General features: G+C 48.7%; 26 protein-coding genes. 14 read left to right on the top strand and 12 right to left on the bottom strand.

Going from position 1 to position 25,768, the window contains the following annotated elements:
- The first annotated feature begins 6 nt into the window (after positions 1-6).
- Positions 7-1,017 carry a Bug family tripartite tricarboxylate transporter substrate binding protein gene (locus JHL22_RS09730; protein ID WP_200236543.1) on the top strand — a complete coding sequence of 337 codons (1,011 nt, stop codon included), beginning with the start codon at positions 7-9 and terminating at the stop codon, positions 1,015-1,017.
- A gap of 68 nt (positions 1,018-1,085) precedes the next feature.
- Here JHL22_RS09730 and JHL22_RS09725 read toward each other — a convergent pair whose 3' ends face one another.
- From JHL22_RS09725 to clpS, 6 genes are read right to left on the bottom strand one after another with little or no spacing between them, the layout of a single operon-like run.
- Positions 1,086-2,237, bottom strand: a complete 1,152-nt coding sequence (locus JHL22_RS09725; RefSeq protein WP_200236540.1) for an ABC transporter substrate-binding protein — start codon at positions 2,235-2,237, stop codon at positions 1,086-1,088.
- 59 nt (positions 2,238-2,296) lie between these two features.
- On the bottom strand, positions 2,297-2,977 hold the full coding sequence (locus JHL22_RS09720) for a PqiC family protein (RefSeq protein ID WP_200236537.1): 681 nt from the start codon (positions 2,975-2,977) through the stop codon (positions 2,297-2,299).
- 6 nt (positions 2,978-2,983) lie between these two features.
- Positions 2,984-4,705, bottom strand: a complete 1,722-nt coding sequence (locus JHL22_RS09715) for a PqiB family protein (RefSeq protein ID WP_200236534.1) — start codon at positions 4,703-4,705, stop codon at positions 2,984-2,986.
- 58 nt (positions 4,706-4,763) lie between these two features.
- Entirely contained in the window at positions 4,764-6,044 is a 1,281-nt protein-coding gene (locus JHL22_RS09710; RefSeq protein ID WP_200236532.1) for a paraquat-inducible protein A, read from the bottom strand.
- The gene (gene clpA / locus JHL22_RS09705) at positions 6,044-8,344 is read right to left on the bottom strand and encodes an ATP-dependent Clp protease ATP-binding subunit ClpA (protein WP_200236529.1); all 2,301 of its coding nucleotides are present in this window, start codon (positions 8,342-8,344) and stop codon (positions 6,044-6,046) included. Before clpA ends, JHL22_RS09710 begins: the two co-directional genes overlap by 1 nt.
- Positions 8,345-8,396: 52 nt before the next feature.
- Positions 8,397-8,705: an ATP-dependent Clp protease adapter ClpS gene (gene clpS, locus JHL22_RS09700; RefSeq protein ID WP_200236527.1), complete on the bottom strand. Its 309-nt coding sequence runs from the start codon at positions 8,703-8,705 to the stop codon at positions 8,397-8,399.
- A 243-nt stretch (positions 8,706-8,948) separates the two neighbouring features.
- On the opposite strand from clpS, the gene JHL22_RS09695 reads away from it, so the two are divergent.
- Genes JHL22_RS09695 through JHL22_RS09685 form a run of 3 tightly spaced genes read left to right on the top strand, consistent with a single transcriptional unit; the run spans position 8,949 to position 10,086 of the window.
- Complete coding sequence (locus JHL22_RS09695; RefSeq protein WP_200236524.1) at positions 8,949-9,194, top strand: cold-shock protein; 246 nt, start codon at positions 8,949-8,951, stop codon at positions 9,192-9,194.
- Between the two features lie 14 nt (positions 9,195-9,208).
- Positions 9,209-9,700 (top strand): DUF192 domain-containing protein, encoded by a 492-nt coding sequence (locus JHL22_RS09690; protein WP_200236521.1) that lies wholly within the window; start codon positions 9,209-9,211, stop codon positions 9,698-9,700.
- A 44-nt stretch (positions 9,701-9,744) separates the two neighbouring features.
- Positions 9,745-10,086 carry a hypothetical protein gene (locus tag JHL22_RS09685; protein ID WP_200236519.1) on the top strand — a complete coding sequence of 114 codons (342 nt, stop codon included), beginning with the start codon at positions 9,745-9,747 and terminating at the stop codon, positions 10,084-10,086.
- A gap of 105 nt (positions 10,087-10,191) precedes the next feature.
- Here JHL22_RS09685 and sodB read toward each other — a convergent pair whose 3' ends face one another.
- Positions 10,192-10,770 (bottom strand): superoxide dismutase, encoded by a 579-nt coding sequence (gene sodB / locus JHL22_RS09680; protein WP_200236516.1) that lies wholly within the window; start codon positions 10,768-10,770, stop codon positions 10,192-10,194.
- A 34-nt stretch (positions 10,771-10,804) separates the two neighbouring features.
- Positions 10,805-12,163, bottom strand: a complete 1,359-nt coding sequence (xseA, locus tag JHL22_RS09675; RefSeq protein ID WP_200236513.1) for an exodeoxyribonuclease VII large subunit — start codon at positions 12,161-12,163, stop codon at positions 10,805-10,807.
- Positions 12,164-12,540: 377 nt separating this feature from the next.
- On the opposite strand from xseA, the gene lpxK reads away from it, so the two are divergent.
- The 7 genes from lpxK (at position 12,541) to rpsT (ending at position 18,187) form a co-directional block, all read left to right on the top strand.
- Positions 12,541-13,599 carry a tetraacyldisaccharide 4'-kinase gene (lpxK, locus tag JHL22_RS09670; protein WP_200236510.1) on the top strand — a complete coding sequence of 353 codons (1,059 nt, stop codon included), beginning with the start codon at positions 12,541-12,543 and terminating at the stop codon, positions 13,597-13,599.
- A 20-nt stretch (positions 13,600-13,619) separates the two neighbouring features.
- Positions 13,620-13,805 carry a Trm112 family protein gene (locus tag JHL22_RS09665; RefSeq protein WP_200236508.1) on the top strand — a complete coding sequence of 62 codons (186 nt, stop codon included), beginning with the start codon at positions 13,620-13,622 and terminating at the stop codon, positions 13,803-13,805.
- Complete coding sequence (gene kdsB / locus JHL22_RS09660) at positions 13,805-14,569, top strand: 3-deoxy-manno-octulosonate cytidylyltransferase (RefSeq protein ID WP_200236503.1); 765 nt, start codon at positions 13,805-13,807, stop codon at positions 14,567-14,569. The genes JHL22_RS09665 and kdsB overlap by 1 nt, the downstream gene beginning before the upstream one ends.
- Positions 14,570-14,642: 73 nt before the next feature.
- The gene (gene adk, locus JHL22_RS09655; RefSeq protein ID WP_200236500.1) at positions 14,643-15,299 is read left to right on the top strand and encodes an adenylate kinase; all 657 of its coding nucleotides are present in this window, start codon (positions 14,643-14,645) and stop codon (positions 15,297-15,299) included.
- 18 nt (positions 15,300-15,317) lie between these two features.
- Positions 15,318-16,076 carry a 3-hydroxyacyl-CoA dehydrogenase gene (locus tag JHL22_RS09650; protein ID WP_200236497.1) on the top strand — a complete coding sequence of 253 codons (759 nt, stop codon included), beginning with the start codon at positions 15,318-15,320 and terminating at the stop codon, positions 16,074-16,076.
- Between the two features lie 92 nt (positions 16,077-16,168).
- A complete protein-coding gene (gene murJ / locus JHL22_RS09645) occupies positions 16,169-17,785 on the top strand; it encodes a murein biosynthesis integral membrane protein MurJ (RefSeq protein ID WP_200236495.1) in 1,617 nt (538 codons plus the stop codon).
- A 138-nt stretch (positions 17,786-17,923) separates the two neighbouring features.
- Entirely contained in the window at positions 17,924-18,187 is a 264-nt protein-coding gene (gene rpsT / locus JHL22_RS09640) for a 30S ribosomal protein S20 (protein ID WP_200236494.1), read from the top strand.
- Positions 18,188-18,248: 61 nt separating this feature from the next.
- On the opposite strand, the gene JHL22_RS09635 is transcribed toward rpsT, so the two are convergent.
- Positions 18,249-18,563, bottom strand: coding sequence for a DUF3579 domain-containing protein (locus tag JHL22_RS09635; RefSeq protein WP_200236492.1), 315 nt, complete (start codon positions 18,561-18,563; stop codon positions 18,249-18,251).
- Between the two features lie 154 nt (positions 18,564-18,717).
- Between JHL22_RS09635 and argF the strand changes: the two genes are divergently transcribed.
- Together argF and argG are read left to right on the top strand one after the other, a co-directional pair.
- Entirely contained in the window at positions 18,718-19,662 is a 945-nt protein-coding gene (gene argF, locus JHL22_RS09630) for an ornithine carbamoyltransferase (RefSeq protein ID WP_200236490.1), read from the top strand.
- A 56-nt stretch (positions 19,663-19,718) separates the two neighbouring features.
- The gene (gene argG / locus JHL22_RS09625) at positions 19,719-21,062 is read left to right on the top strand and encodes an argininosuccinate synthase (RefSeq protein WP_200236488.1); all 1,344 of its coding nucleotides are present in this window, start codon (positions 19,719-19,721) and stop codon (positions 21,060-21,062) included.
- A gap of 204 nt (positions 21,063-21,266) precedes the next feature.
- Here argG and JHL22_RS09620 read toward each other — a convergent pair whose 3' ends face one another.
- The gene (locus JHL22_RS09620; protein ID WP_200236486.1) at positions 21,267-21,593 is read right to left on the bottom strand and encodes a hypothetical protein; all 327 of its coding nucleotides are present in this window, start codon (positions 21,591-21,593) and stop codon (positions 21,267-21,269) included.
- A gap of 99 nt (positions 21,594-21,692) precedes the next feature.
- Here JHL22_RS09620 and JHL22_RS09615 point away from each other — a divergent pair, with 99 nt between their 5' ends.
- On the top strand, positions 21,693-23,846 hold the full coding sequence (locus JHL22_RS09615) for a TonB-dependent receptor (protein ID WP_200236484.1): 2,154 nt from the start codon (positions 21,693-21,695) through the stop codon (positions 23,844-23,846).
- Here JHL22_RS09615 and JHL22_RS09610 read toward each other — a convergent pair.
- Positions 23,833-24,954: a sensor histidine kinase gene (locus tag JHL22_RS09610; protein WP_200236481.1), complete on the bottom strand. Its 1,122-nt coding sequence runs from the start codon at positions 24,952-24,954 to the stop codon at positions 23,833-23,835. The genes JHL22_RS09615 and JHL22_RS09610 overlap by 14 nt on opposite strands.
- Before the next feature lie 63 nt (positions 24,955-25,017).
- Positions 25,018-25,692 carry a response regulator transcription factor gene (locus JHL22_RS09605; protein ID WP_200236479.1) on the bottom strand — a complete coding sequence of 225 codons (675 nt, stop codon included), beginning with the start codon at positions 25,690-25,692 and terminating at the stop codon, positions 25,018-25,020.
- Positions 25,693-25,768 lie beyond the last annotated feature (76 nt).

The raw sequence follows: 25,768 nt of genomic DNA, 5'->3' as shown, positions 1-25,768 counted from the left end.
TTAATAATGACACTAACACGTAGAATGATTTTGAAAAGCACAGGCGCCCTGCTGGCCTCTGGCATACTGGGTTCCACCCTGGCGATGGCACAGGATACCACCACCGCCTGGCCCGAAAAGCCCATTAATTTTGTGGTTCCTTATGCTGCCGGTGGCCCGCTTGACACCATCGCCCGCCTCTTGGGTGAAAAGGTACAGCAAGAACTCAAGCAAACCGTTATTGTCGAGAACAAAGCCGGTGCCGGTGGCAATATTGGTGCCGCTTCGGTCGCCAAGGCCCAGCCCGATGGCTATACGCTGGTCATGGGTGCCGTGGCTATCCAGGCCATTAACCCATGGTTATATAAAAACATTACGTTTGATCCCATCAAGGATTTCGCGCCGGTCATTATGGTGTCTTCGGTACCTAATGTTTTAATCATAAACAAAGATTTTGCCGAAACCAACAATATCAATACCCTGCAAGACTTAATTGACTATGCCAACAACAATGTAGGCAAGCTTAACTACGCCTCTGGTGGCAGTGGCAGCGCCGGTCACCTGGCCGGTGAGCTCATGAAAGCCCGTACCGGCATTGACGCCGTACACGTGCCTTATGGCGGTGCCAATCCGGCAAAACTGTCTTTATTGTCCAACCAGACCCAGTTCATGTTTGACAACCTGGCCTCATCATTACCCCTGATTACTGAAGGACAAGTGAAAGCATTGGCCGTTACCACCAAAGAGGCCACACCTTTTCTGCCAAACACCCCCACTATGGAAGCTGCTGGCATTAAAGACTTTGATATTGGTACCTGGTTTGGTGTATTTGCTACCGGTGGCACACCCGAGCCGGTTATTAACAAGCTGAACACAGCCTATAGCAATGCCATGAATGACCCGGCCGTGCAAAAGCAGCTTAAAACCATGGGCTCTGATACCAAACCCGGTACTGCACAGGAATTTGCCGATTTCGTCAATTCAGAGCATAAAAAGTACAAGGAAATTGTTGAAATTTCGGGTGCCACCATTAACTAATCGGCCACAAAACTGGCTCACTGACAAGCAGCCAAAGCTGTTTTAATCACTGAGCCATACAGCCCGTATTATTGTTCACCGGCATAAACAAACTTGCCATCTTTAATGGTACCCATTACCGCGGCACGGGCATCAAAACCCTGGTGATCATTAGGTGTAATATTTAACACACCATTGGGAACAATCAGGTCTTTGGTGTTTTCAATTTCATCACGCAGCGCGTTCCTGAATTCAACCGTTCCTGGCTTGATGCCCTTTTTAATTACCCGTGACACCGCCTTGTCGGCCACAATCCAGGCACCCCAGGCATCACCGGCAAACTGGGTAGCCGTATTCGGGCCATATTTGGCTTCATAGCGTTCGGTAAAGTCCATGGCAACTTCTTTAACCGGATTACTGTCTGGCAAACCACGGGCAACCACTCCCGGGCCGGTTGGAAACAGCGTTCCTTCAACAGACTTGCCACCCACCTGCAGGAACTCAAGCGTGCCAATGCCATGGGTTTGGTAAATCGGATTTTTGTAGCCACGGTCTTTCAGGGTTTTTTCGGGCAATACGGCGGGCGTGCCGGCACCAGCCACCAAAATGGCATCGGGTTTGGCTGAAATCAGCTTCAGGGCCTGGCCAACCACCGATGAATCAGTACGCTGAAAAGATTCGCGGGCAACGACTTCAAGCCTGCCGTCAAGGCGCGAGGTAAACTCTTTCCACCAGTTTTCACCATAGGAATCGGCAAAACCGATAAACCCAACGGTTTTATGTCCTTTCTTGACCATTTCATCAATCAGGACATCAGCCATCAGGCCATCATTCTGGGGCATTTTGAACACCCAGCGACGGCCAGGATCATCGGCCGGCTCTACAATAGAACTGGAGGCCGCCAATGCGATCAGGGGTGTTTGGGTCTCTTTCAGGACATCCAGCAAGGCCAGGGTAGCCGCCGTTGTATTAGGACCAATAATAATATCCACTTTGTCTTCCGAAGTCAGCTTGCGTACATTTCTTACTGCCTTGCTAACATCGGTACCATCATCAAGAATAATATATTTGGCTTTTTCTCCGCCCAGTGTCTCTGGCCACAGCGTCATGGCGTTTTGGGACTGTATGCCAATGGCGGCAGCAGGACCGGTTGCCGATACATCAACCCCCACCACCACTTCAGCCTGGCTGACAGAGGTAAAGGCAAGCATTATTCCAGAGAATAGAATTTTCTTCTTCATTGCAAATATTATCCTAAGTTTTACAAATTACTGATGTGCGGGGCTTTGCTGCCCCTTGTTTACGATTGGCGACAAGAACGGGTTTGCACCGAAGCCTGTACTGTATTATCGGCCGACATAACACCTGGATTAATTTTTTTGGCCATTTCATTGGCCAGCAAACGAATGGCCTGCTGTTGCCCATTTACCACGGAAGCAGCCTCTTTTTGAATAACTGGAACGCTGATTCGTGTTTGGCAAATCCAGGCGGTGCTGGTGCCAGCTGGTGGCTTAAGCGTCCATACTACATCAAGCAGTGCGCTATCGCCGGGCATCAGTTCAAACTGCAGCACATTAGTTTGAACGTTCCAGACCGGTAACGAGCCCGGTACAACGGGCAAGTTCTGCACATTAATGGCGCCCAACTGACCAGCCAGATAAAATGACAGGGACTGGCCAATTTCATCTGACAGGGAGCCCGCCCAGCGCGCGGCATTCAGGGCATAAATAACCTGTGGCTCGGCAGCGTTGCGTACCATCAACTGGGGCTTGTCGACTGATTCGGGAATTTGCGGCAAAGCAATTTTCAGTCCTATGGGCGTATTGCCCGTCACTGCAGAAGACTGTATTTGTGGCTGCAAAGAATAATACCTGACTGGCGGTGCTGAAGCGCAGCCCACTATTAGCCAAATAACAATGCCTATGCACAAAGAATAACAAATTCTTTTCAAAATGGCATATTGTTGTTGTGTAAGTTTCATAATGAGCTATTCCATAAACGGTATTTGATCTTTCTGCCTGCCCCTGATGAGCGAAGAAGGTTCTACCTGCAAAAAGTCACTAATTGCACGAAATGATCGCATGGTGCGCGTTAGTTCCCGGAGCATAGTTCGAGTCTCTGACATTAAAGCACCATCTGGGCGCAGGGTGTCATCCATGCTGTTCACCAGCTTATCAGCTCCGTTCAATGAGCGGCTTGCCTGACGCAGGGCTTTGTTTATTTCAGGCATGGTTTTGCTGTCCAGATTGTTAACCAGCCCGGCCACCCCTTGCAAGGCGCTATCCAGTGATTCGCCAATTGAATCCAGGGGAAGGTCCTTGAGCTTGCGAATAATCTGATTCAGGTTATCCTGAATTTGGTCAAAACTGCCGCCCACTGTGGGAATGGTGAACGGGTCTTGCGATAAATCCGACGCAGGCAAAGGCGGTTCATCAGGAAAGTAATCAAGCGCCACATACAGCTGGCCGGTAAAAAGATTGGCAAAACGCAATTGTCCCCTTAAACCACTGGCAAAAAAAGCTTTTATTTCATTAAGCCCAATTTCTTTTACATTGCTGCCAGCCTGTTTTTTACTGTTCAGCACAACGCCCAGCCGGTTTTCAAAAACAATGGCGTCCACCACCGCAAAGCTTTCCTTGCTTTTCGCATCATACTCAAGACTAATGGCACGCACCTCGCCTAAATTGATCCCTTTAAAATCAAGCGGTGCTCCTGCCTGCAGACCACGTACCGAATTGCTGAATTTCATGCGAACCGGATAGGCCTGACCATGCGGATCGGACATGGCCCTATCTTCGGTGGTTTCCAGCAAAAAAACAGAGTTTGCCTGGGCCGGCCTGGTTTCTTGCCCATACTTTAGCGGTGGATCGGCAAAAGCCACACCACCCGTTAACAATGAAACCAGAGATTGGGTTTTGAAATTCAGGCCACTGGCGCCAAGTGAAAAATCCAGACCACTGGCATTCCAGAAACGGCTGTTTTCCGTCACGAATTGATCATAAGGGGAATCAATAAAAACAAGTATATCAACGGCCTTACCCTCTTTTTCAAGCTGGTAATTGATAACCTGCCCCACTGGAATGCGTCGATAATACACCGGAGAGCCCAGATCCAGTGACCCCAGATTCCTGGCATTCAGCACAAATTTTTTGCCCGGCCGATTACTTGAAATTTCAGGGGGCTGTTCCAGACCAATAAAGTCATCAGTATAAACCGGCTCTTTTTCATAGTCATCGGGTATATCAACACCAATATATGCACCCGACACCAGGGTGCCCAAACCGGATACCCCGCTAACGGTAAGGCGGGGCCTGACCACCCAAAAGCGGGTTCCTTCCTGCATCAGGAATTCGCTTTCCTTGGAAAGGCTGACATTAACCTGTACTTCATTCCTGTCTTGTGTAAGGCCAATTTTATTCACATGCCCAATCACCACATCCTTGTAGCGAACCTGTGTTTTTCCAACCTCAAGCCCTTCGGCCGTTTGGAAGATGATGCTGGCTTCCGGCCCCTGCTCCATATAGTCCCGGACCAGCAATGACAAGCCGACGATGGCAGCCATAAAAGGCACCAGCCAGATCCATGAAATGTTTTTCCCTTTTTTTTGACTAACAAGCGGCTCTTTGACGATAGGTGGTTTTCCCCCATTTACCACCAATGGATTATTCGCCTCTGGGGAGGATAATTGTTTGTCGTCAGATTCAGACATTTTTTGTTTTCCGCATAATTAACGCCATAAATAAACCGGTAAGCTGGCACAAACTGCTTTATTGAAATGTGGGTGCTGTTTCTGCCGGCTCAAAATCGTCCTGCTCAATCCCGTCATCAACGCAATCCCACCCTTCCCTGATATCAAAACTTTGGGCGGACAGCATGGTGAAGACAACCACCAGTCCAAAAGCAGTCGCACCATGCCCGGGCATGACGCTCATCAGGTTGCCAAAATTGGCCAGCGCAGCCAGCAAGATCACCACAAAAACATCCAGCATGGACCATTGTCCGATATATTCAACAATCTGGTAAAGGCGGGTATGCTGCTGCTGAACGGCATGACTGCCTGATTTATCATTGAGGTATAAAACCAGCATAATAACAATTTTGCTAATGGGTACCACGATACTGGCCACAAAAACAATTAATGCCAGATCCCATGATCCCAATTGCCAAAGCTGAAGCACACCGCCCAAAATAGTATGTCCGCTGGAGCCTAGCAAGGAATCAATAAACATGACCGGATACAGGTTGGCCGGCACATAAAACACAATAGCTGCTGCCAGCAGGGCCAGGGTTCGGGATTTATATTTGGGTTTACGATAATGCACGCTGGCATTGCAACGGTTACAGCGTCCAGTGGTTTGGTGGCTCATGGTAACCTGAGAACAAACCTCACAGTCAAGTACGTATTGCCCCGCTTGCGGATTAGTCGGCAGGTCATTGACTACTCCTTGCTCTTGCGACAGCTGCCAAATTTTTCGGGAATTGAGTTTATTCAGGAAAGTTAATAAAAAGGTAAGTACGGCAAATGCCCACAAGCCCGCTTCGGGCTCCAGGGAAGCCATGCCTGCCAGTTTAACCACAGCCACCAGCACACCCAGCATGAAAACCGGGATCATAGACCATGGTTTACACAGCCAGGTAAGGCGAGAAAAAGTGCGCAAACCAGGCGGATATTTTTTCTTATACAGAAAAGACAGGATCCACGTTAGCAGGCTTAATTGAAGTAGCGGAACCACAAAGCCCACCATTAGGCACATAGAAGCAACCAATGGGAAGCCCTGCCCCCAGGTTACCTGGATGGATTGAAGAAAGGTGGCACTGCGAGACATGCCGGTTGAGGAAAGCGTGGCAACCGGCATAATATTGGCAATCAGGAATACCCATAATGCCGCCACTGACAAGGCCAGCCAGGCACTGACATCAAACCTTCCCTTTTGCAGCAAAACGGTACCGCAGCGTACGCATGAGGCACGTTGGCGCTCATGCAGCTGCGGCTTTACATGAAGTTGCCCGCAATGATGACAAGCCAGCCTGATTGCCGAATCCAGCATCAGGGAACCAGCACCTCTTCCTTATGTTCAGGGTCATTGGCTTTTGAGCCGGGCTCTTCAAAAGACAGGGAAACCTGATCATCCTTGACATCCACCCGAACAGAACCTCCGTTAGCCAGCTTGCCAAACAGCAATTCATCGGCCAGAGCCCGGCGTATAACGTCCTGGATAAGCCGCTGCATGGGCCTTGCACCCATGAGTGGATCAAACCCTTTATCAGCCAGATAAGTACGCAACGCATCGGTAAAGGTGACTTCCACCCGTTTCGCATGCAGCTGTTCTTCAAGCTCGATCAGGAACTTATCGACCACACGCAGAATAATATCCTTATTAAGGGATGCAAAAGGGATTATGGCATCAAGACGATTGCGGAATTCAGGGGTAAAGAGCCGTTTGATTTCAGCCATTTCATCACCAATCTGACGCGAGGCGGCAAACCCGATCGTGGGTTTACTTAGCATCTCTGCACCTGCATTGGTGGTCATGATAAGAACGACATTCCTGAAATCAGCCTTGCGGCCGTTATTGTCGGTTAAGGTGCCGTGATCCATGACCTGCAGCAGGATATTGAAAATATCCGGATGCGCTTTTTCTATTTCATCCAGCAGCAAGACACAGTGCGGCTGTTTGGTAATGGCTTCGGTTAAAAGCCCGCCCTGATCAAACCCGACATAACCGGGTGGCGCACCAATAAGACGGGAAACCGCATGACGCTCCATATATTCGGACATGTCAAAACGAACCAGTTCAACCCCCAGAGTAAAGGCCAGCTGTTTGGCGACTTCGGTTTTGCCAACCCCGGTAGGGCCGGAAAACAGGAATGAACCAATGGGTTTATCGGGCTTGCCCAAACCGGAGCGCGACATTTTAATGGCGGCAGCCAAAGCCGTAATGGCTTCGTTTTGCCCAAACACCACGGTTTTCAAATCCCGTTCAAGGGTAGCCAGCTTGTTCCGGTCATCGGTAGAAACACTTTGTGGCGGAATACGTGCCATTTTTGCAACAATGGCTTCCACCTCTGCTTTGCCAATCACTTTTTTCTGGCGTGATTTGGGTAGCAATCGTTGTGCCGCACCGGCTTCGTCAATCACATCAATGGCCTTGTCGGGCAAGTGCCGGTCATTAATATGACGGGCAGACAGCTCTGCTGCGGCAACCAGGGCGGGAGATGAATAACGTACGCCATGATGCGCTTCAAACTTGGACTTCAGGCCACGCAAAATCTGAATAGTTTGCTCTACCGTAGGTTCAACAACATCCACTTTCTGGAACCGGCGTGACAAAGCGTGGTCTTTTTCAAAAATACCCCGATACTCTTTATAGGTTGTCGCGCCCATACAACGCAACTTACCAGAAGACAAGGCCGGTTTTAACAGGTTGGAAGCATCCATGGTGCCTCCAGAAGCCGAACCGGCACCAATAAGGGTATGGATTTCGTCAATGAAAAGCACGGCATTTTCGTGCTCTTCCAGTTGCTTGAGCACTGCTTTGAGCCGTTGCTCGAAGTCTCCGCGGTATTTGGTTCCGGCCAGCAATGCCCCCATATCAAGGGCATAAACCCGGGCTGATGAAAGGATATCGGGCACTTCACTGTTTTCAATTCTTAATGCCAGACCTTCGGCAATGGCTGTCTTGCCAACACCGGCTTCACCCACCAGCAAAGGATTATTTTTACGGCGACGGCATAAAATCTGGATAACCCGTTCAATTTCTGGATCGCGCCCGATAAGTGGATCTATTTTGCCTTCCTGGGCATTGGCATTAAGGTCTTGGGCATACAAAGCCAAGGGTGACTTATCAAAATCACTGGGCTCACGCTGGCTTACGATAGACTCTTCCTGGCGCTCTTGCTTGGGCGGCAGCAATTTGGAAATGCCATGCGAAATATAATTAACCACATCAAGACGGGTAATATTTTCTTCCTGCAGGAAGAAAACCGCATGAGAATCTTTTTCGCTGAATATGGCCACCAGCACATTGGCGCCCGTCGCCGGATTCTTGTTGTTTCCGTTAGATGACACATGCATGATTGCACGCTGGATCACCCGCTGGAAACCCAACGTGGGCTGGGTGTCCACGTCTTCTTCGCCCGGTACGACTGGTGTATTTTCGTTGACAAATTTACGTAGTTTTCCACGTAAGGACTCAATATCGGCATCACATGCCTTAAGCACCTCAGCGGCTGCGGCATTGTCCAGCAGGGCAAGCAATAAATGCTCAACCGTAATGAACTCGTGACGTGATGATCTGGCGTCAACAAAAGCCATATGTAAGCTTACTTCCAATTCTTGAGAAATCACATCATCCTCCGATACTTCCTTAAACTGCCAAACATTACAAGCTGTAGACCCATTATGTCTCGAGAGGTTCCATTATGCACTGTAACGGGTGCTGGTTGGAACGGGCATACTGGGCCACCATAGCCACTTTGGTTGCCGCGACATCTTTGGGATAAACGCCACAAACCGCCTTTCCTTCATGATGCACTTTCAGCATAATTAAAGTAGCATCTTCTTCAGATTTTGAAAAAAATTTTTGTAAAACCAAAATGACAAAATCCATTGGCGTGTAATCATCATTAAGCAATAGCACCTGATAAAAAGGTGGTGGTGCCAGTTTTGCCTTTTGCTTCTCGGTCACAAGACCAGATTGTTGCCCCATTATCTACTCTTGAAAAAACATGTACAAATAAAATAATATTGTAAACATGATTCTGCCTGTTATTTCACTTATATACAAATAATGAACCTAATCGGTAATTTCCACTATTGACTGACTACCGCTTTAAAAGCATTATTTAGATACACTTTAGCGTAAATGGATAGCTAAGCCCCGCTTAGGTGTACAAAGGATAAGGTTATTTATTATCCGAATATGTATCATTTTCAATCAAAGGCAGTGCATATGTCAGAAATAACAGATTCAATCGTTCAAGGGGACGGACAAAAACAAACAGGAACCGTCAAGTGGTTCAATGATGCCAAGGGTTTTGGGTTCATTACCCCAGACGGTGGTGGAGAAGATCTTTTTGCGCATTTCTCATCCATACAAATGAATGGGTTTAAAACGCTTAAAGAAGGCCAAAAAGTTTCTTTTGAAATTGCCCAAGGCCCAAAAGGCAAACAAGCCTTAAGCATTACTGAAGCCTAACCCGGACACGCATAATGCAACGTTTCAAATTAATGGGGCAGCAATGTCCCATTAAATCCATTATTAAATCTAATTTTTGCCTTATCTTGGCACTATGCGCTTTTCTTGTGCCAGTTTCAGCCAGTCGTGCTGAAAATACCACGCTCCTGAAAACGCGCAACCTTTCCATCAATAACATTAACATTACCGCCGAAATAGCCGATACACCTGAAACACGCACGAAAGGACTCATGTATCGCCAGGAAATGCCACCCAATCACGGTATGTTATTTGTATTCGAAGAAAGCCAGCCGCTGTGTTTCTGGATGCGCAACACATACATCCCGTTGGCCATTGCCTTTATCGATGAACAGGGACAAATTCTGAATTTCCATGAAATGCTGCCGCTGCGCGAGGACAGTCACTGCTCGGCGGGCCCGGCAAAATACGCGCTGGAAATGAACCGGCACTGGTTCAGAGAGTACAATGTCAAGGAAAAGGATATCATACGTTTCTTGCCTTATTAATTAATATTAATATCCCGTATTGGCCAAGCATTAAGGATTTTCCCATGAAAATGGTTTACGCAGCTTTATTTACCGGCATTTTTTTAAGTGCCTGCACCGTTTCCAGCAACACGTCTTCCCTTGCCCCCACCGGCATTAACAACAGTTCTGGCAAAACCCCCATACGGGCGGCAACTTGCATTCATGAAAACTGGAAGTCCATGTATCCAGCGGCAAAAATCCAACGACTAACCACTAATTTTTATATTGTCACTATTCCGGGCTCCGACACTGATATCGCTCAGGCGCATATAGAATCCGGTACCCTGCTTACTGCGCAGGTCAAGCTTGTTGCCAGGCCTGATTCCAACCCGCAAATTATGCAAATGGTCAAAGACTGTATTTAAGCTTTAAACCTTAAATAAATAAAAACCCCCAGTTACTGGTTTCGCAACCAATGGCTGAGGGTTTCTGACCGACCTGTATGACCGGTTTTTATGACTATACGGGATTTAAGCCAGGTTGGCTGCCGCAAAATCCCAGTTTACGATATTCCAGAATGTTTCCAGATACTTGGGACGGGCATTGCGGTAGTCAATATAGTACGCATGCTCCCATACGTCACAGGTAAGCAGGGCCTTGTCAGCACCGGTCAATGGGGTTGCCGCATTACTGGTATTAACGATATCCAGCGTACCGTCTTCTTTTTTAACCAGCCATGTCCAGCCTGAACCAAAGTTGCCAGCTGCCGATTTGTTAAAGGCTTCTTTGAATGCGGCAACACTGCCCCATTTTGCATTGATGGCTTCCAGCAGGGCACCCGTTGGCTCGCCGCCACCATTGGGAGACAGGCTGTTCCAGTAGAACGTGTGATTCCAGACTTGGGCAGCATTGTTAAATACACCGCCTGAGGACTTCTTGATGATATCTTCAAGGCTTGCGCTTTCAAACTCGGTGCCTGCAATTAAGTTGTTCAGGTTGGTCACGTATGTCTGATGGTGCTTACCGTAGTGAAACTCGAGTGTTTCCTGGGAAATGTGTGGGGCCAGTGCATCTAGTGCGTACGGCAAAGCAGGTAATGTATGTGCCATTTTTCTTCCTTCCTTTTTGTAAAAAAATATGATCTTAAAGCAATCCCTGGGGATTGTCTTTAATGACCACAACATTTTGGATACCTTTTTCCAACTCCAGGCGCAACGTCTGATTGGCGCAAAGTTTGGCAGGGTCTCTTACTATATTACCAAATTCATCATAGGTAATCGAGAAACCGCGACCCAAGATGGCACGCGGGTTCATATTGCGTAAATTGCTGTCCAGTTTTTCGTGCCTGGCAACACGTTTGCCAATTTGAAGCAACCAGAGTTGCTGGAGCCGGCTTGCATATTGCTTAACCCTGACCCTTTCTTTGGCAATATCAGGCTTATTGTATTGCAAGGCATTGTTCAGTAATGTGACACGGGTTTGCAGGGCCTCTTTTTTCCGGCGCAAGGATTTTTCCAGTGACTGCAACAAATAATTGTTTTTCTGTCCGTAGCGAAGCAGCAACTGCTCTGGCGAAACCAGCCGTGCTGCCGCCTTATCAAGTCGCATACCGGCCATTTCAAGCTGGCGTTGCTGAACCCGGTTAAGGACATTAACGGCATGCTTGATGCGACGTGACAGATCTTGCCCTGACACACAGGCCAACTCGGCAGCCGCCGTTGGGGTTGGCGCACGCAAATCGGCCACAAAATCGGCAATGGTGAAGTCTGTTTCGTGGCCCACCCCACTAATAACGGGAATGCGGCAACTGGCAACAAGACGGGCCAACCCTTCGTCGTTAAAGCTCCATAAGTCTTCTATGCTGCCCCCACCCCGAACCAGCAAAAGCACGTCCACTTCCTGACGCTGCTCAGCCTGTTCAAGTGCGGCCATCAGAGAGGCTGGCGCTTCCTGCCCCTGTACCAGGCTGGGGTAGATAATAACCGGCACATAAGGTGCCCTGCGAGCCAATGCGGTTAATACATCCTGCAAGGCAGCGGCAGATAATGATGTGATCACCCCGATAGCCTTGGGAAACTGGGGGATATCTTTTTTTCGGGCCGGATCAAACAGCCCCTCGGATTCCAGTTTTTGCCTGATACGCAAAAAAGCCTCGTGTAAATCACCCTGCCCTGCCCTGCGCATCATATCCACTTGAAGCTGGAAATCCCCGCGTGGCTCATATAAAGAAACCCTGGCCCGGACCTCGACCTTGTCTCCGCTGCGGGGCGTGAATCCGGTTGAAGCAGCCTTACCCCTGAACATGACACCTTTGACGGCAGCACGCTCATCTTTTAACGTGAAGTACCAATGCCCGGATGTTGCCTGCACAAAATTGGATACTTCACCCCGGATCCACATCACCGGAAGCTCCCGTTCAAAAAGCATGCCAACCCTACGATTCAATTGGGAAATGCTCAGAATTTCGGTTACGGATTTTGTTAAATTTTCAGAAAAACTCATATCTCTCGCGTGGTTCAGATCCAATCTTTCCACAAAATTTGAAAATCAATAACTTAGCTCATTATTCTGCCTTTTAGCACTGATATATAAAGCAAATTATTAAGAAAACCAACTAACTTATTGATATAAAACGATTTTAAATATTTCAGTTAAATTGCACAATGATTAAGCAAAGCCACGTACAACGCGTGTAAACACGTCCTTCCTTAGGTTATCAACAGAATTATCCACAGATTTTGTGGGTAGTTACAATTGCCTTTGTAAAAAAGGAATTATAAACTGTCGTATTCTCATGAAAACAATTTTGGCCCATCATCGGTTTGTTTCCAGTACCCTATCTACCCTTTATGCAAACCAAACCCAGCCAGGCAACTTATATGAAAAAATCCCGCACCGGTGCATTTGCCCAATACTTGCAAAAACAATGGCACCAAGGAGGCCTGCTCTCGACCCTGCTTACGCCTTTTTCCTGGCTGGCTTATTTGTGGGTTGCCGCAAAGTCATATTTGTACCGCACAAAACTGAAGACAGTATACCGTGCCCCTTGCCCAGTTATCATTGTAGGCAATATTTATGTTGGCGGCACCGGAAAAACACCGCTTGTTATCGCCTTGGTACAGGCCTTAAGAAAAAAAGGCTTTACACCCGGCGTTATCAGCCGCGGTTATGGGGTAAATATTGGCCCCGAAGCCCGCACGGCTTTTGGTGCCGATGCCAGCGCCAGCCAAATGGGTGATGAACCCAGTCTGATAGCAAGACACGTCCCTATCAGTGTACATCCACAAAGACAGCGGGCAGTTGAAAAACTGCTTGCCACCTGGCCGGCAACCGATATCGTTATTTCTGACGATGGGCTTCAGCACCTGAAATTGCAAAGAGATATTGAGATTGTCGTGCAGGACAACCGCCGGACCGGTAATGGCAAACTTTTGCCAGCAGGCCCCTTGCGTGAGCCGACAAGCCGGCTGAAGCAGGTTGATTTTATTATCACCAACCTCAAATCCACGCCCCTGAACAACTTTCAGGCTGAATTCGCGCATGAAATTGCCATGTCCCTGGAACCGGTATCCCTGACGCACCTGGTCACGGGCCAAACCATTACGGCCCAAAAATTCATCGAAGAACATAAAAACCAACCCATGGCCGCCCTTGCAGGAATCGGCCAGCCAGATCGTTTTTTTGCCACACTGGAGCAGCTTCAGCTAACAATCTCCCAAACCATCCCTTTTCCCGATCATTATGCTTATACGGCCAATGATTTCAAGGCAATCAATGCAGAGATTATCCTGATGACCAGCAAAGATGCCAGTAAATGCCGTGTACTGACAGACAGCCGCATATGGACCGTAAACGTTGAACCACACTTTTCGAATCCACATTTTTTTGATCTAATTGAAGAAAAAATCCGTCAGTTGCCGTTATACTCTTCGAATTAACCAATAATTCAAGCAATAAAATGAAAAAATCTCCATTAGATAAACTGGTTTGTCCCGTTTGCAAGGGGCCCTTGAAGCACGACCCTAAAGCGCAGGAACTCATCTGCGAAAACGATAAACAGGCTTACCCGATTCGCGATGGCATACCCATTATGCTGCCCAGCGAAGCCCGCGCCCTTTCAGAACCAGACCAGCCCGCTTCATAATGACCGACTTTATTGCTGTCATCCCTGCACGCGCAGCTTCTACCCGTCTGCCCGGCAAAATGCTGGCCGATATCGCTGGCAAACCCCTTGTCATTCATACTGCAGAACGTGCCCGGGCTTCCGAAGCCAGCCGTGTCATTATTGCAACCGATGACCGGCAAATAGCAGATTGCGCACATCAGCATGGCTTTGAAACCCTACTTACCCGGGAAGACCATCCATCGGGCACCGACCGGCTGGCAGAGGTAGCCAACACCCTGGGCTTTGACCACGCACAAATTGTCGTTAATGTCCAAGGAGACGAGCCCCTGATTGATCCTGGACTGATCAATCAGACTGCCCATGCCCTGGCCACTCACCCCGACGCATCCATTGCCACCTGCGCTTACCCTATCAGTAGCAGCGAACATTTTTTCAATCCGAATATTGTCAAGGTGGTGCGTGATACCAAGGGTTTTGCCATTTATTTTTCAAGAGCGCCCATTCCCTGGGCACGTGATGCTTTCAACCAGGATCGCTCACAGTTACCCCCCTCTTTTTCTGCATTGCACCATATTGGCATGTATGCCTATCGTTCATTTTTTCTGAAGCAATTTCCATTGCTTGCGCAAGGCACGCTTGAAACAACCGAAGCGCTGGAACAGCTAAGAGCACTTGAGCATGGACACAAAATTTACGTCTTGCAAACCCGCCAGGCTCCTTTAGCCGGCGTAGACACACCGGAAGATCTGGAAAGAGTTAGAAATTTTCTGGAAAACCGGTAACTTTTTGCAATGCATCATATAAAATACACTCATTTATTTATATACTAATATATTTTTTACCCAGGAGGGATTCATGCGCTTAATACTGTTAGGGCCACCTGGTGCCGGCAAAGGCACTCAAGCCAGCTTTATCACCCAGGAATATTCCGTTCCCCAAATTTCCACCGGTGACATGTTGCGTGCCGCGGTTAAGGCCCAAACTCCCGTTGGCCTGGAAGCCAAACAAATCATGGATAATGGCGGACTGGTTTCCGATGACATTATCATCCGGCTGGTTAAAGACCGCCTGCAAGAAAATGACTGCGAAAATGGCTATTTGTTTGACGGCTTCCCACGCACCATTCCCCAGGCCGATGCCTTGAAATCAGCCAATATCAATCTTGATTACGTGATTGAAATTGATGTTCCAGAAGAAGACATCATCGAGCGCATGAGCGGGCGTCGCATTCATCCTGCCAGCGGCCGTTCTTACCATACCAAATTCAATCCGCCCAAAGTGGAAGGAAAAGACGACATCACCGGTGAGCCCCTGGTTCAGCGCGATGATGACCAGGAAGAAACCGTTAAAAAACGCCTCGAAGTCTACCGGAACCAAACGCGTCCCCTGGTCGACTACTACTCAGGCTGGGCTGCCCAGAATGATCCCAAAGCACCAAAATATGTCAAGGTATCCGGCTTGGGCAAAGTAGACGAAATTACAAAACGCATACAAGACGCATTGTCCAAATAATCAATCAGGAGAAGACATATGGATATTCAAGGAAAAGTTTTCATTGTTACCGGCGGCGCCTCTGGCCTAGGTGCCGGTACTGCCAGAATGCTGGTTAAAAATGGTGCCAAGGTTGTCATTGCCGACCTGCAAGATGAAGCAGGCCAGCAAATCGCCACCGAACTGAACCAAAAATATGTTCATTGCGATGTCACTAACGAAACCGACGCACAGGCTGTTATTACGGCAGCCACCGAGCTGGGCCCCTTGTTTGGCCTGGTTAATTGCGCCGGTATCGCACCGGCCTCCCGTACCGTCGGTAAACAGGGTGCCCATTCCCTTGAGTTATTCCAGAAAGTCATTAGTATCAACCTGATTGGTTCATTCAACATGTTGCGTCTGGCTGCCGCGGCCATGGAAAAAAACACTCCCGAAGCCACTGGCGAACGGGGTGTGATTATCAATACCGCATCGGTAGCTGCCTACGAAGGCCAAATTGGCCAGGCGGCCTATTCCGCCTCAAAAGGCGGCGTGGTGGGCATGACACTGCCTGTCGCCCGTGATCTGGCCCGTTCTGGCATTCGCTGCAACACCATTGCCCCTGGCATTTTCGGTACACCCATGATGTTTGGCATGCCACAGGAAGTCCAGGACTCCCTGGCTGCAAATATCCCGTTTCCTTCGCGCCTGGGTACCCCCGAAGACTATTCAAAATTGGTCTACAGCATCATTACCAATGAAATGATTAACGGTGAAACCATTCGCCTTGACGGGGCCATTCGCCTGCAGCCAAAATAATCTTTTACAAGAAGCACAATTAGCGCCCGCTACAATGTCCTATCATTGGCTTTACGGGCGCTAATTTTTTTAACCTTTCTTTTTATTGAATCATGAGCTTACTTCGTTCTGCCGCAACCATCAGTGGCCTTACTCTTTTATCCCGCATCACCGGGCTGGCCAGAGATGTCCTGATTGCAAGAACATTTGGAGCCAGCGCCATGACCGATGCTTTCTGGGTTGCCTTTCGCATCCCCAATCTGCTGCGTCGCCTGTTTGCCGAAGGTGCCTTTGCCCAGGCTTTTGTACCCATCCTTGGTGAAGCACGCAACAATCACTCCGAAGAAAAAGTAAAAGTACTGCTTGATCATGTTGCCACGCTTCTAACGGTTGCCCTTATGCTGGTCACCTTACTCGGCATGATCGCCACGCCCTGGATTGTCGCAGCGATGGCCTCGGGCATGACCCGCCCCGAAAACCAGACCGCCTTTGAAGCGGCCACCTGGATGACCCGTGTCATGTTTCCCTATATTTTATGCATGTCACTGGTGGCCTTTGCCTCGGGGGTCCTTAATACCTGGCGTAAATTTGCCATCCCGGCCTTTACGCCCGTGTTGCTGAATATCGCCATGATTCTGGCCAGCCTGTTTTTAACCGGCTTCTTTTCAACCCCCATTTATGCCCTTGCGGCAGGTGTCATGGTCGGTGGCATTGCCCAGCTAACCATACAGTGGCTGGCCCTGGCCAAACTGGGTTTGGTACCGCGTCTGTCATTTAACGTCAGCCTGGCCTGGCAAGATCCGGTCGTGCGACGTATTGTCAAGCAAATGGGACCGGCAACCCTGGGGGTTTCCGTGGCACAGATATCCATCCTTATCAATACCAATATTGCCACCTGGCTGGCAGCCGGCAGCGTTACATGGCTTTCTTTTGCTGACCGCTTAATGGAATTCCCCACTGCCCTGCTGGGTGTTGCCCTGGGAACCGTGTTATTGCCCAACCTATCTGCCGCCCATGCCAAACAAGATTCCGGGGCTTACAGCCAGCTTATGGATTGGGGTTTAAAGCTGGTTTTCCTGCTTGGCATGCCTGCCGCCCTGGGCATGGCTTTCCTGGCGGATGGCCTGGTTGCCAGCCTGTTCAATTACGGCGCCTTTGGCAGTGACGATGTTTTTTCTACCCGCAGTGCCGTTATGGCCTACGCGGTTGGCCTTATTGGCATACTTAGCGTTAAAATTCTGGCGCCGGGCTTTTATGCCAAACAGGATATCCGTACACCCGTCAAAATTGCCATCTTTGTCTTAATTAGCACCCAACTATTAAATATTGTTTTTGTTCCATTACTGGATCATGCCGGCCTTGCCCTATCTATCGGGCTGGGAGCCAGCATTAATGCACTTTTACTGTATATTGGTTTGCGCAGAAAAAAAATCTACACTCCCCAAATAAACTGGCTTGCATTTTTCATGCGCCTGACACCTGCCCTGCTGTGCATGACCGGCTGGCTCTTATTCATCCAGCAGTATATTAATTGGACACAAGCCAGCCCAAATACGCTTATCCACGCAATAGGCGGCTTTATTTCTGGTATTATTGGCGAGTCTGCTTTTATATTTTCCGTTTCAAGACTTATTACCCTATTCCTGGTACTGGTTGGGTGCGGCATTGTTTATTTTAGTGTGTTGCTGGCTTGTGGTTTCAGAACACATGATTTCACCCGTCGAAAATAAAGCCAAATGTCGCTCCAGGCAAACGCAATTGTTGCAGATCTCACGTAAATTCGTGTATTTAAAAAGAAATCTTGCAAAAAGTGAAGTTTATGGTAAAATAACGAACTTTGCTGAATTAACTTAATAGAAGAATCTGATATGGCCAATACTGCCCAAGCCCGTAAACGTGCACGTCAATCTGTAGCACGCAACAAACACAACTCTAGCCTGCGTTCTTTGCTGCGCACAAACATCAAGCACGTTCGCAAGGCTATTGAAGCTGGTGACCAAACCAAGGCAAACGAAATTTTTGCCAAGGCAACCAGCGTCATCGATCGCGTGGCTGATAAAAACATCATCCACAAAAACAAAGCAGCGCGTCAAAAAAGCCGTTTGGCAGCTGCCATCAAAGCAATCGCTTAAGTTTGCTTCACTCTGACAGCTTTTACAAGCTGTCGAGTTTTTCAGCAAAAATAAAAGGACGCTACTGCGTCCTTTTATTTTTTTCAGCCTCAATTTCTTCAATTTCTTTCATTGAAGTGGTCAGGTGATTGTCGCTTGCAAAATCAACGACAAATTTCCAGGCTTTGGGCTCGAGTTCGCGCAAGCGCGTATCTACAATCACACATTTCACACCATTAAGAATATTAGGCACGACATAAGGTGAGTAAGTAAGGTGGCTGCCCATAAACCCGGCAGGACGAAATTGTGACATTACACCGGCCAAACGTTCGGCCCAGTCGCTGGGACGAAAACGATGACCTTCCTGTGTTACACCATGAATTATTAGTTGTTGCACTTAATCAGACTTTACGAGAAACCCGCACTTTTTTAAAAACAAATACAGGAAGATGGACATACTAAACGCAGAATTGTATATGATAAAGAATTATACAAATATATCTATCCCTCTATTTTAAACCATATTCAATTTTCTTTCTCACTTTGTACCCATGACAAGCTCTCATATCACCGGCCCCATGCGGCACTTTTTGCAATTCCAGGACTTCACCCCCGAAGAAATCCTGTATGTTCTCAAGCGCGCACTGCTTATTAAAGAAAAATTCAAGCGCTATGAACCCCATATGCCCCTGCATGACCGAACGCTTGCCATGGTATTTGAAAAAGCCAGTACCCGCACCCGGGTTTCCTTCGAAGCGGGCATGTACCAACTTGGTGGCTCTGTTATCAACCTTACCTCGGGCGACTCCCAACTAGGCCGCTCCGAACCCATTGAAGACACCGCCAGAGTCATCTCCCGCATGGTTGATATCGTCATGATCCGCACCTTCGAGCAAACGCGCATCGAGCGCTTTGCCGCCCACTCCCGGGTTCCGGTCATCAACGGCCTTACCAATGAATTCCATCCCTGCCAGATCCTGGCCGACATACTTACTTTCTTCGAGCACCGTGGCCCCATCGAAGGCAAAACTGTTGCTTGGATAGGCGATGCCAACAATATGGCCTATACCTGGATCCAGGCCGCCAAAATGCTTAACTTCACCTTGCATGTTTCCGCTCCCAAAGGCTATCAGCTAGACCACAAACTCATTGGCAATATTAATGAAAGCACCCTGAAAGAATTTGATGATCCCATCGAAGCCTGCAAAGGTGCCCATCTTATTACCACCGATGTCTGGACCAGCATGGGCTTCGAAGATGAGAATGAAAAACGCCGCATTGCCTTTGCTGACTGGTGCGTAGACGCAGACATGATGAAGGTGGCCGCTGAAGATGCCGTTTTCATGCACTGCCTGCCCGCCCACCGGGGTGAAGAAGTCACCGCCGAAGTGATTGATGGCCCCCAAAGCGTGGTTTGGGATGAAGCGGAAAACCGTTTGCATGCCCAAAAAGCCTTGATGGAGTTCCTGTTACTGGGTAAAGACCCCAAACAGTAAGTAAACAACACACAAATGGGTTAAAATTTTGCATCTTTATTGGAGCACTAAATAATATGAGTACAATTTTGCAACACCTGCCCATCGGGCAGCGTGTGGGTATTGCGTTTTCCGGCGGTCTGGACACCAGCGTCGCTGTTCACTGGATGCAGGCAAAAGGTGCCTTTCCATGCGCCTACACTGCCAACCTGGGTCAGCCCGACGAAGACAACTACGACGATATTCCCCGCAAAGCACTGGAATATGGCGCTGAAAAAGCCCGCCTGATCGATTGCCGCCAACAACTGGTTGAAGAAGGCATTGCCGCCATCCAATGCGGCGCTTTCCACATCACCACCGCCGGCGCCACGTATTTCAACACCACTCCGCTGGGTCGTGCCGTTACCGGCACCATGCTGGTTACCGCCATGCGTGAAGATAACGTCAATATCTGGGGTGATGGCAGTACCTATAAGGGCAACGATATCGAGCGTTTCTACCGCTACGGCCTGCTGGCCAATCCAAACCTGCAAATTTACAAACCCTGGCTAGACCAGAACTTCATCGATGAACTGGGCGGCCGCAAAGAAATGTCCGAGTACCTGAATGCCAACGGCTTCAGCTACAAAATGAACGTCGAAAAAGCTTACTCGACAGACTCCAATATCCTTGGTGCCACCCATGAAGCCAAAGACCTGGAATTCCTCGATAAAGGCATTCGCATTGTCGAGCCCATCATGGGCGTTGCTTTCTGGAAAGATGATGTCAAGGTTGCCGCCGAAGAAGTGACCATCCGCTTCGAGGCAGGCCGTCCCGTTGCCATCAATGGCAAAGAGTTCGACAACATCGTAGATCTCTTCTATTACGCCAATGAAGTGGGTGGACGTCATGGTCTGGGCATGTCCGACCAGATTGAAAACCGCATCATCGAAGCCAAAAGCCGCGGCATTTACGAAGCCCCCGGCATGGCCCTGTTGCATATTGCCTACGAACGCCTGATCAGCGGCATTCACAACGAAGGCACTATTGAACAGTACCGCACCAATGGCCGTCGCCTTGGCCGCCTGCTTTATGAAGGTCGCTGGTTTGACACACAGTCCATGATGCTGCGCGATACCACCCAGCGCTGGATTGCCAGTGCCATTACGGGTGAAGTCGCCATTGAATTGCGCCGTGGCAACGACTATTCCCTGCTAGACATGACCAGCGCCAACCTGACTTACCATCCAGAACGACTCACGATGGAAAAAGAAGGTGAAGACTCATTCTCTCCGCTGGATCGGATTGGTCAGCTAACCATGCGCAACATGGACATTCGTGACACCCGCGACAAGCTGCAAATTTACAGCAATATTGGCCTGCTCAGCACCAATAAAGAAGGCGAAGTCACCCCCTTCATTGGCCATAACAAAAAAGACTGATCGCCTATCCACCAATTCATGCAAAGCATCAGTTGGTGGATGCAAAACTACTGTCAGAAACAATTGCAAAAAGCACTCAAATATACATGAGTGCTTTTTTTTATTTCACCCCCATTCTCTATTTTATGATAATGATTCTCATTTGGATTATAATTCTCATTTTCATTAACTCCATCATTAATTTAAATAAATACCCTATTTTTATTACTTATTCTCACCCATCAGAGCCCTACTACTGATATCAAGGCATCCTTTGTCAATGCCACCAGCCAGCAAGAATGCCTGAATACAAAACAGGCTGTCACTACGATTCTGGACAACAGGAAAATAAAACATACCGCAAAGTGCCTGGAAAACCCCCACAATACACAATTTGAAAAATTCCAGCACCAACCCGCAACCGCCGGAACGCAAACAGATCACACGCATTATTTGCTTAACATCAATAACAATCAGCTTGCCATCACTGCTTACGCAGATGACCAACAATGCCAAAACACCAACCCGCCCGCCAAAAATAAAAACCTGCAAAGTTATTGCGTATTTTCCAGCCAGAAAATTATCAATTAACCCCCCCAGTTATCGGTTCATTGACTGCATTCACAAATCAACAAGAAAACAAATAAGCTCATGAAAAAATCAATTTCCAGAAACGTCCGGACAAAAAAGCACTTCCCGCTTTGCCTTTTAACATGCCTTTTAAGCCACAACCTGTATGCACAAGGCACGGCCTCGCAAAACCCGGGCCGTGAAGCACAGCCTGTCGCCCTGCTGGATGAAGTGGTTGCCATTGGCACCAAAACCGAAAGCACCATACGCGAGAACCCATACTCGGTCACCGTCATTGACCAGAACACCTTGCAGAAACAAACCTCTGACAACGTCGCCGAACTGCTTAAAGACGTACCGGGTATCCAGCTCGTTGACTCCAGTATTGCCGGCCATAAACGGGTAAAAATCCGTGGCGAAGACCCTACCAGGGTCGCTATTCTGATTGACGGGCAAGAAGTCACCGACCACTCCAGTTATGGCTCGCCCTTCCTGGTGGAAACCCATAACATTGAACGGATTGAGCTGGTACGCGGCCCAGCCTCGGTTATGCACGGTTCAAAAGCGATTGGTGGCGTGGTTAACATTATTACCAAGAAAGGCGCTCCACGCCCTTTTGAGGCCGATCTGGGTGGCACTTATTTTTCAGCGACCAATGGCTGGCAAGGTGCCGGTTCGCTGGCGGGAACCGTCAATCAGTTTGATTACCGTCTTTCTTTTTCCCGCAGCATACACCATGACCGCCATGTGCCAAACAGTGAATATAGCGGTGGGCAAGAGAGGCTTGATAACACCGCTTATCAATCAGACAGCGCCTCGTTGCATCTGGGATACCGTTTCGGCCAGGAAAACAATCACTACCTGGGCATAAAAGCCGAAAAAAACCGGCTGAAAGCCAAAAGCTGGGTAAACCTTGTTTCATTAAGCAATACGTACAAAGACTTCCAGATTGACCTGCCCAAAAGGGACCGCAGTAAAGTCAGCGTCTTTTATGAAGCAGACAACCTTGGCAAATACCTGGAAAAAATTCACTTTGATATTTATAAACAGAAAGTTGACCGCGAGTTCGTGAACCAGGTTCACCTTTCGCCAAACCCCATGGTCAATGTCAAAGTCCGCTCCGAGTCAATGGATGAACTCATTAACTACGGTGGTAGCCTGCAACTGTATTTCCGCCTTCACCCCAACCATAAAACCATTGTCGGCCTACACCATCTGGCCGATGAGCTTGAGGCCCACAAGCTGTCCAGCACCACGACGTCAATTCAGCGCCCGGGCATGCCATTCCCTATCACAAGCAGCACGGTCAGTACACCTTACATTAAGGCAGCCATTAATACCACGTCTCTTTTTGCACAGGATGAATGGCGTTTAAGTGATGACCTGAAGCTGACGGCAGGCCTACGCTATTTTTATGTAAAAAACGATCTGAAGAAAAGCGACCCGGGACTTATGAATGATGATGAAACCTATCGCAAACTCATCAAATCATTTGGCCTGGTATATACCGGTTTTACTAATACCAGCCTGCGTGCCTCTTACTCTGAAGGCTTCACCATTCCCAATCTGGCCAAACTGTACACCACCACAACGGCCGGCGGACAAACCGTATATAACAACCCCAACCTGAAGCCTGAGACGTCTAAAAACTACGAACTGGGTGCACGCTACAGCAACAATAATCTGGTGCTGGATTCTGCCATTTTTTACAGTACCGCCAAAAACTATATCACCAGTTTAAGTTGCAGTGTCAGTACGGCATGCGCGTCAACCGCATTGGCAACAGACAATATTTACATCAATGCCGATTCTGCCAAAACATATGGCCTGGAATTGCTTGCCGAGTACACCCTACCCGACACCTTCATTACCCCTTACATGAGTGGAACCTGGATGACGCGTGAAGAAACCCATTCCGGCATCAAAACCAAAGATACCGACACCCCCAAACTGTTTGGCAGGATTGGCGTAAGAAATGAATTCCTGCTGTTTGACAAACCGGTGTGGTCTGATCTTTACCTGCGTGCCGCCAGCAAAAACAGGTCATCTTCAGGTGCTTTGCCAGGCTGGGGCACACTTAACTTAAGTGCCGGCATCAACTTTGGTAAAGACGACAGCAGCTCTGTCAGCATCAGCCTGTTGAATATCACCAACAAAAAATATATGGCCTCTTACTCTGAACTACCGGCTTCGGGCACCAATATAGAAATCGCCACCCGCTTCAGGTTCTGGTAAACCGGTCCTGGCGTGACAGTTGCGCACCAATCCTGGGCCCCGGAAAAACAACCGTAACACGGGTTCCCTGGATGGCGGGTTTACTGACCAGGCTCCACCAGGCCCCATGTGCCCGCGCAATTTCCTGTACTACCTGCAACCCCAGCCCAGAGCCACTGGCTTCCACGCCAGAGGCCCGGTAAAATGCCTCAAAAACATGTTGCCGGTCTTCCGGCGCTATGCCACAACCATCATCTTCCACCGATAGCGATGGCGGATTTTGCCCTACGGTAAGCACAATATTTTTTGCACCCTTGGCATATTTCAGGGCATTGTCAATCAAGTTACCCAGCAACTCTTCCAACAATAGCTGGTCGCCATCAATCCACACTGCAGAAGAAGGCGCCTCTAACAAGAGATCAATATGCTGCTGCCGGGTTTTGGGCACCCATTCCGAACCACTGGTTTGCACCCATTCACACAAGTCTATCCGGGTAAAACTGTTTTGCGGCCGTATGCCCGGGTCGGCACGTGCCAGCACCAGCAATTGCTGCCCAAGGTGAATCATCCGGTTACTGATGGACTTAATTCTTTCGGCCCGTTTCCTGACATCTTCTGGCAAAGGCTGAGCCAGCATAAGCTCGGACTCAAGCCGCAAACCTGCCAGCGGTGTCCTTAGCTGATGAGCGGCATGACCGATAAAGCGCCTTTGTGCCGCCATAGATTCATCCAGTCTTCGGAACAATTCATTAAGCCGCGACACCAATGGGGCCAGCTCGGTAGGCACATTGGTCATATCAATAGCCTGCAGATCCTCTTCATTACGCTGGGCAATCTGGGTAGAAATAAGATTAACCGAACGCAGTCCGGAACGAATCCCATACACCACCAGCCAGGCAAATAAAATAACCAGGATGACCTGTCCGGCCAGTATCAACAAAAGGATATCCCGCAAATCCCAGCGAGCCACCGAAAACTCATGGGTAATCAGCCAGGTCACGCTAAAATCGAGTAAAAACAACACCAGCAGGGCAGGTATCAGACGAATAATCAGATATCGGGAAAGAGAGCCTTTTGCCAAAAGCCGGGTATTTTTTTTCAATAACTTCAGGGAGTTAAGTTTATGCATGACTTACCTTTTGCAAAACAAAGCCCAACAAGCCAACCCACATGACTGACTGGCCGCGCATTCTCAGGTTTGGCTATCAATTTCCAGCAGATAACCAAACCCCCGTACTGTCTGGATGGAAACCCCAAGCCCCTCAAGGCGCTTGCGCAAACGGTACACATAAACTTCAACCGCATTTTCACTGAAGTCGGCATCCCATGCCGACAGGGAGTTCACAATCTGGCGTTTGGTTACCACCCTGCCTGCCCTGACCATCAGCATTTCCAGTACCGATAATTCACGCACCGATAAATTCAACCGCTCGCCATTGGCCCTGACCTCTCTGCCCACCATATCAAACGCCAGCGAGCCAACCTCCAGAACAGGGTTAGGCTGACCTGCCTGCCTGCGGGCAAAAGCGCGAACGCGGGCGGCAAGCTCTGCCAACTCAAAGGGTTTGGTCACATAATCATCGGCACCGGCATCCAGGCCTGCCACACGGTCTTCCACCCCATCTCGGGCGGTTAGAATCAGGGTAGGCTCTTGTTGCCCCTGCGCCCTTAATTGCCGCAAGACCTCCAGCCCACTCATGTCGGGCAAATTCAAGTCTAACACCAGTAAATCATAAGTTTGCGCCGACACCGCCCCCAACGCCTGATTACCATTACTTACCCAGTCCACCGCATAACTCTGCGCGCTCAGAAATTCCTGCAAGGCAGAGCCCAGGATACTGTCATCTTCAATTACCAATATTCTCATTTTGAGCTTTCTTGTTAAATTAATCACTTTAAAATATCAAATGGTATATCAATTTACGCAAAATTTAATCATTGGT

Origin of the sequence: Advenella mandrilli (assembly GCF_016595155.1) — a bacterium.
In the GTDB taxonomy this organism is placed as follows: domain Bacteria; phylum Pseudomonadota; class Gammaproteobacteria; order Burkholderiales; family Burkholderiaceae_B; genus Advenella; species Advenella mandrilli.
The sequence above is the reverse complement of the archived record's forward strand: the minus strand, read 5'-3'. Positions and strand labels throughout refer to the sequence as shown.

What these genes read in the sequence shown, in the direction of transcription:
- lpxK (WP_200236510.1), top strand. Translation starts at nt 12,541, where the DNA reads ATGAAAAAATCCCGCACCGGTGCATTTGCCCAATACTTGCAAAAACAA.
- JHL22_RS09715 (WP_200236534.1), bottom strand. Translation starts at nt 4,705, where the DNA reads ATGTCTGAATCTGACGACAAACAATTATCCTCCCCAGAGGCGAATAAT.
- JHL22_RS09605 (WP_200236479.1), bottom strand. Translation starts at nt 25,692, where the DNA reads ATGAGAATATTGGTAATTGAAGATGACAGTATCCTGGGCTCTGCCTTG.
- JHL22_RS09610 (WP_200236481.1), bottom strand. Translation starts at nt 24,954, where the DNA reads ATGCATAAACTTAACTCCCTGAAGTTATTGAAAAAAAATACCCGGCTT.
- JHL22_RS09695 (WP_200236524.1), top strand. Translation starts at nt 8,949, where the DNA reads ATGTCAGAAATAACAGATTCAATCGTTCAAGGGGACGGACAAAAACAA.
- JHL22_RS09720 (WP_200236537.1), bottom strand. Translation starts at nt 2,977, where the DNA reads ATGAAACTTACACAACAACAATATGCCATTTTGAAAAGAATTTGTTAT.
- JHL22_RS09725 (WP_200236540.1), bottom strand. Translation starts at nt 2,237, where the DNA reads ATGAAGAAGAAAATTCTATTCTCTGGAATAATGCTTGCCTTTACCTCT.
- argF (WP_200236490.1), top strand. Translation starts at nt 18,718, where the DNA reads ATGACAAGCTCTCATATCACCGGCCCCATGCGGCACTTTTTGCAATTC.
- JHL22_RS09665 (WP_200236508.1), top strand. Translation starts at nt 13,620, where the DNA reads ATGAAAAAATCTCCATTAGATAAACTGGTTTGTCCCGTTTGCAAGGGG.
- JHL22_RS09710 (WP_200236532.1), bottom strand. Translation starts at nt 6,044, where the DNA reads ATGCTGGATTCGGCAATCAGGCTGGCTTGTCATCATTGCGGGCAACTT.
- JHL22_RS09685 (WP_200236519.1), top strand. Translation starts at nt 9,745, where the DNA reads ATGAAAATGGTTTACGCAGCTTTATTTACCGGCATTTTTTTAAGTGCC.
- sodB (WP_200236516.1), bottom strand. Translation starts at nt 10,770, where the DNA reads ATGGCACATACATTACCTGCTTTGCCGTACGCACTAGATGCACTGGCC.
- JHL22_RS09615 (WP_200236484.1), top strand. Translation starts at nt 21,693, where the DNA reads ATGAAAAAATCAATTTCCAGAAACGTCCGGACAAAAAAGCACTTCCCG.
- JHL22_RS09650 (WP_200236497.1), top strand. Translation starts at nt 15,318, where the DNA reads ATGGATATTCAAGGAAAAGTTTTCATTGTTACCGGCGGCGCCTCTGGC.
- argG (WP_200236488.1), top strand. Translation starts at nt 19,719, where the DNA reads ATGAGTACAATTTTGCAACACCTGCCCATCGGGCAGCGTGTGGGTATT.
- xseA (WP_200236513.1), bottom strand. Translation starts at nt 12,163, where the DNA reads ATGAGTTTTTCTGAAAATTTAACAAAATCCGTAACCGAAATTCTGAGC.
- kdsB (WP_200236503.1), top strand. Translation starts at nt 13,805, where the DNA reads ATGACCGACTTTATTGCTGTCATCCCTGCACGCGCAGCTTCTACCCGT.
- JHL22_RS09730 (WP_200236543.1), top strand. Translation starts at nt 7, where the DNA reads ATGACACTAACACGTAGAATGATTTTGAAAAGCACAGGCGCCCTGCTG.
- rpsT (WP_200236494.1), top strand. Translation starts at nt 17,924, where the DNA reads ATGGCCAATACTGCCCAAGCCCGTAAACGTGCACGTCAATCTGTAGCA.
- murJ (WP_200236495.1), top strand. Translation starts at nt 16,169, where the DNA reads ATGAGCTTACTTCGTTCTGCCGCAACCATCAGTGGCCTTACTCTTTTA.
- JHL22_RS09690 (WP_200236521.1), top strand. Translation starts at nt 9,209, where the DNA reads ATGCAACGTTTCAAATTAATGGGGCAGCAATGTCCCATTAAATCCATT.
- adk (WP_200236500.1), top strand. Translation starts at nt 14,643, where the DNA reads ATGCGCTTAATACTGTTAGGGCCACCTGGTGCCGGCAAAGGCACTCAA.
- clpS (WP_200236527.1), bottom strand. Translation starts at nt 8,705, where the DNA reads ATGGGGCAACAATCTGGTCTTGTGACCGAGAAGCAAAAGGCAAAACTG.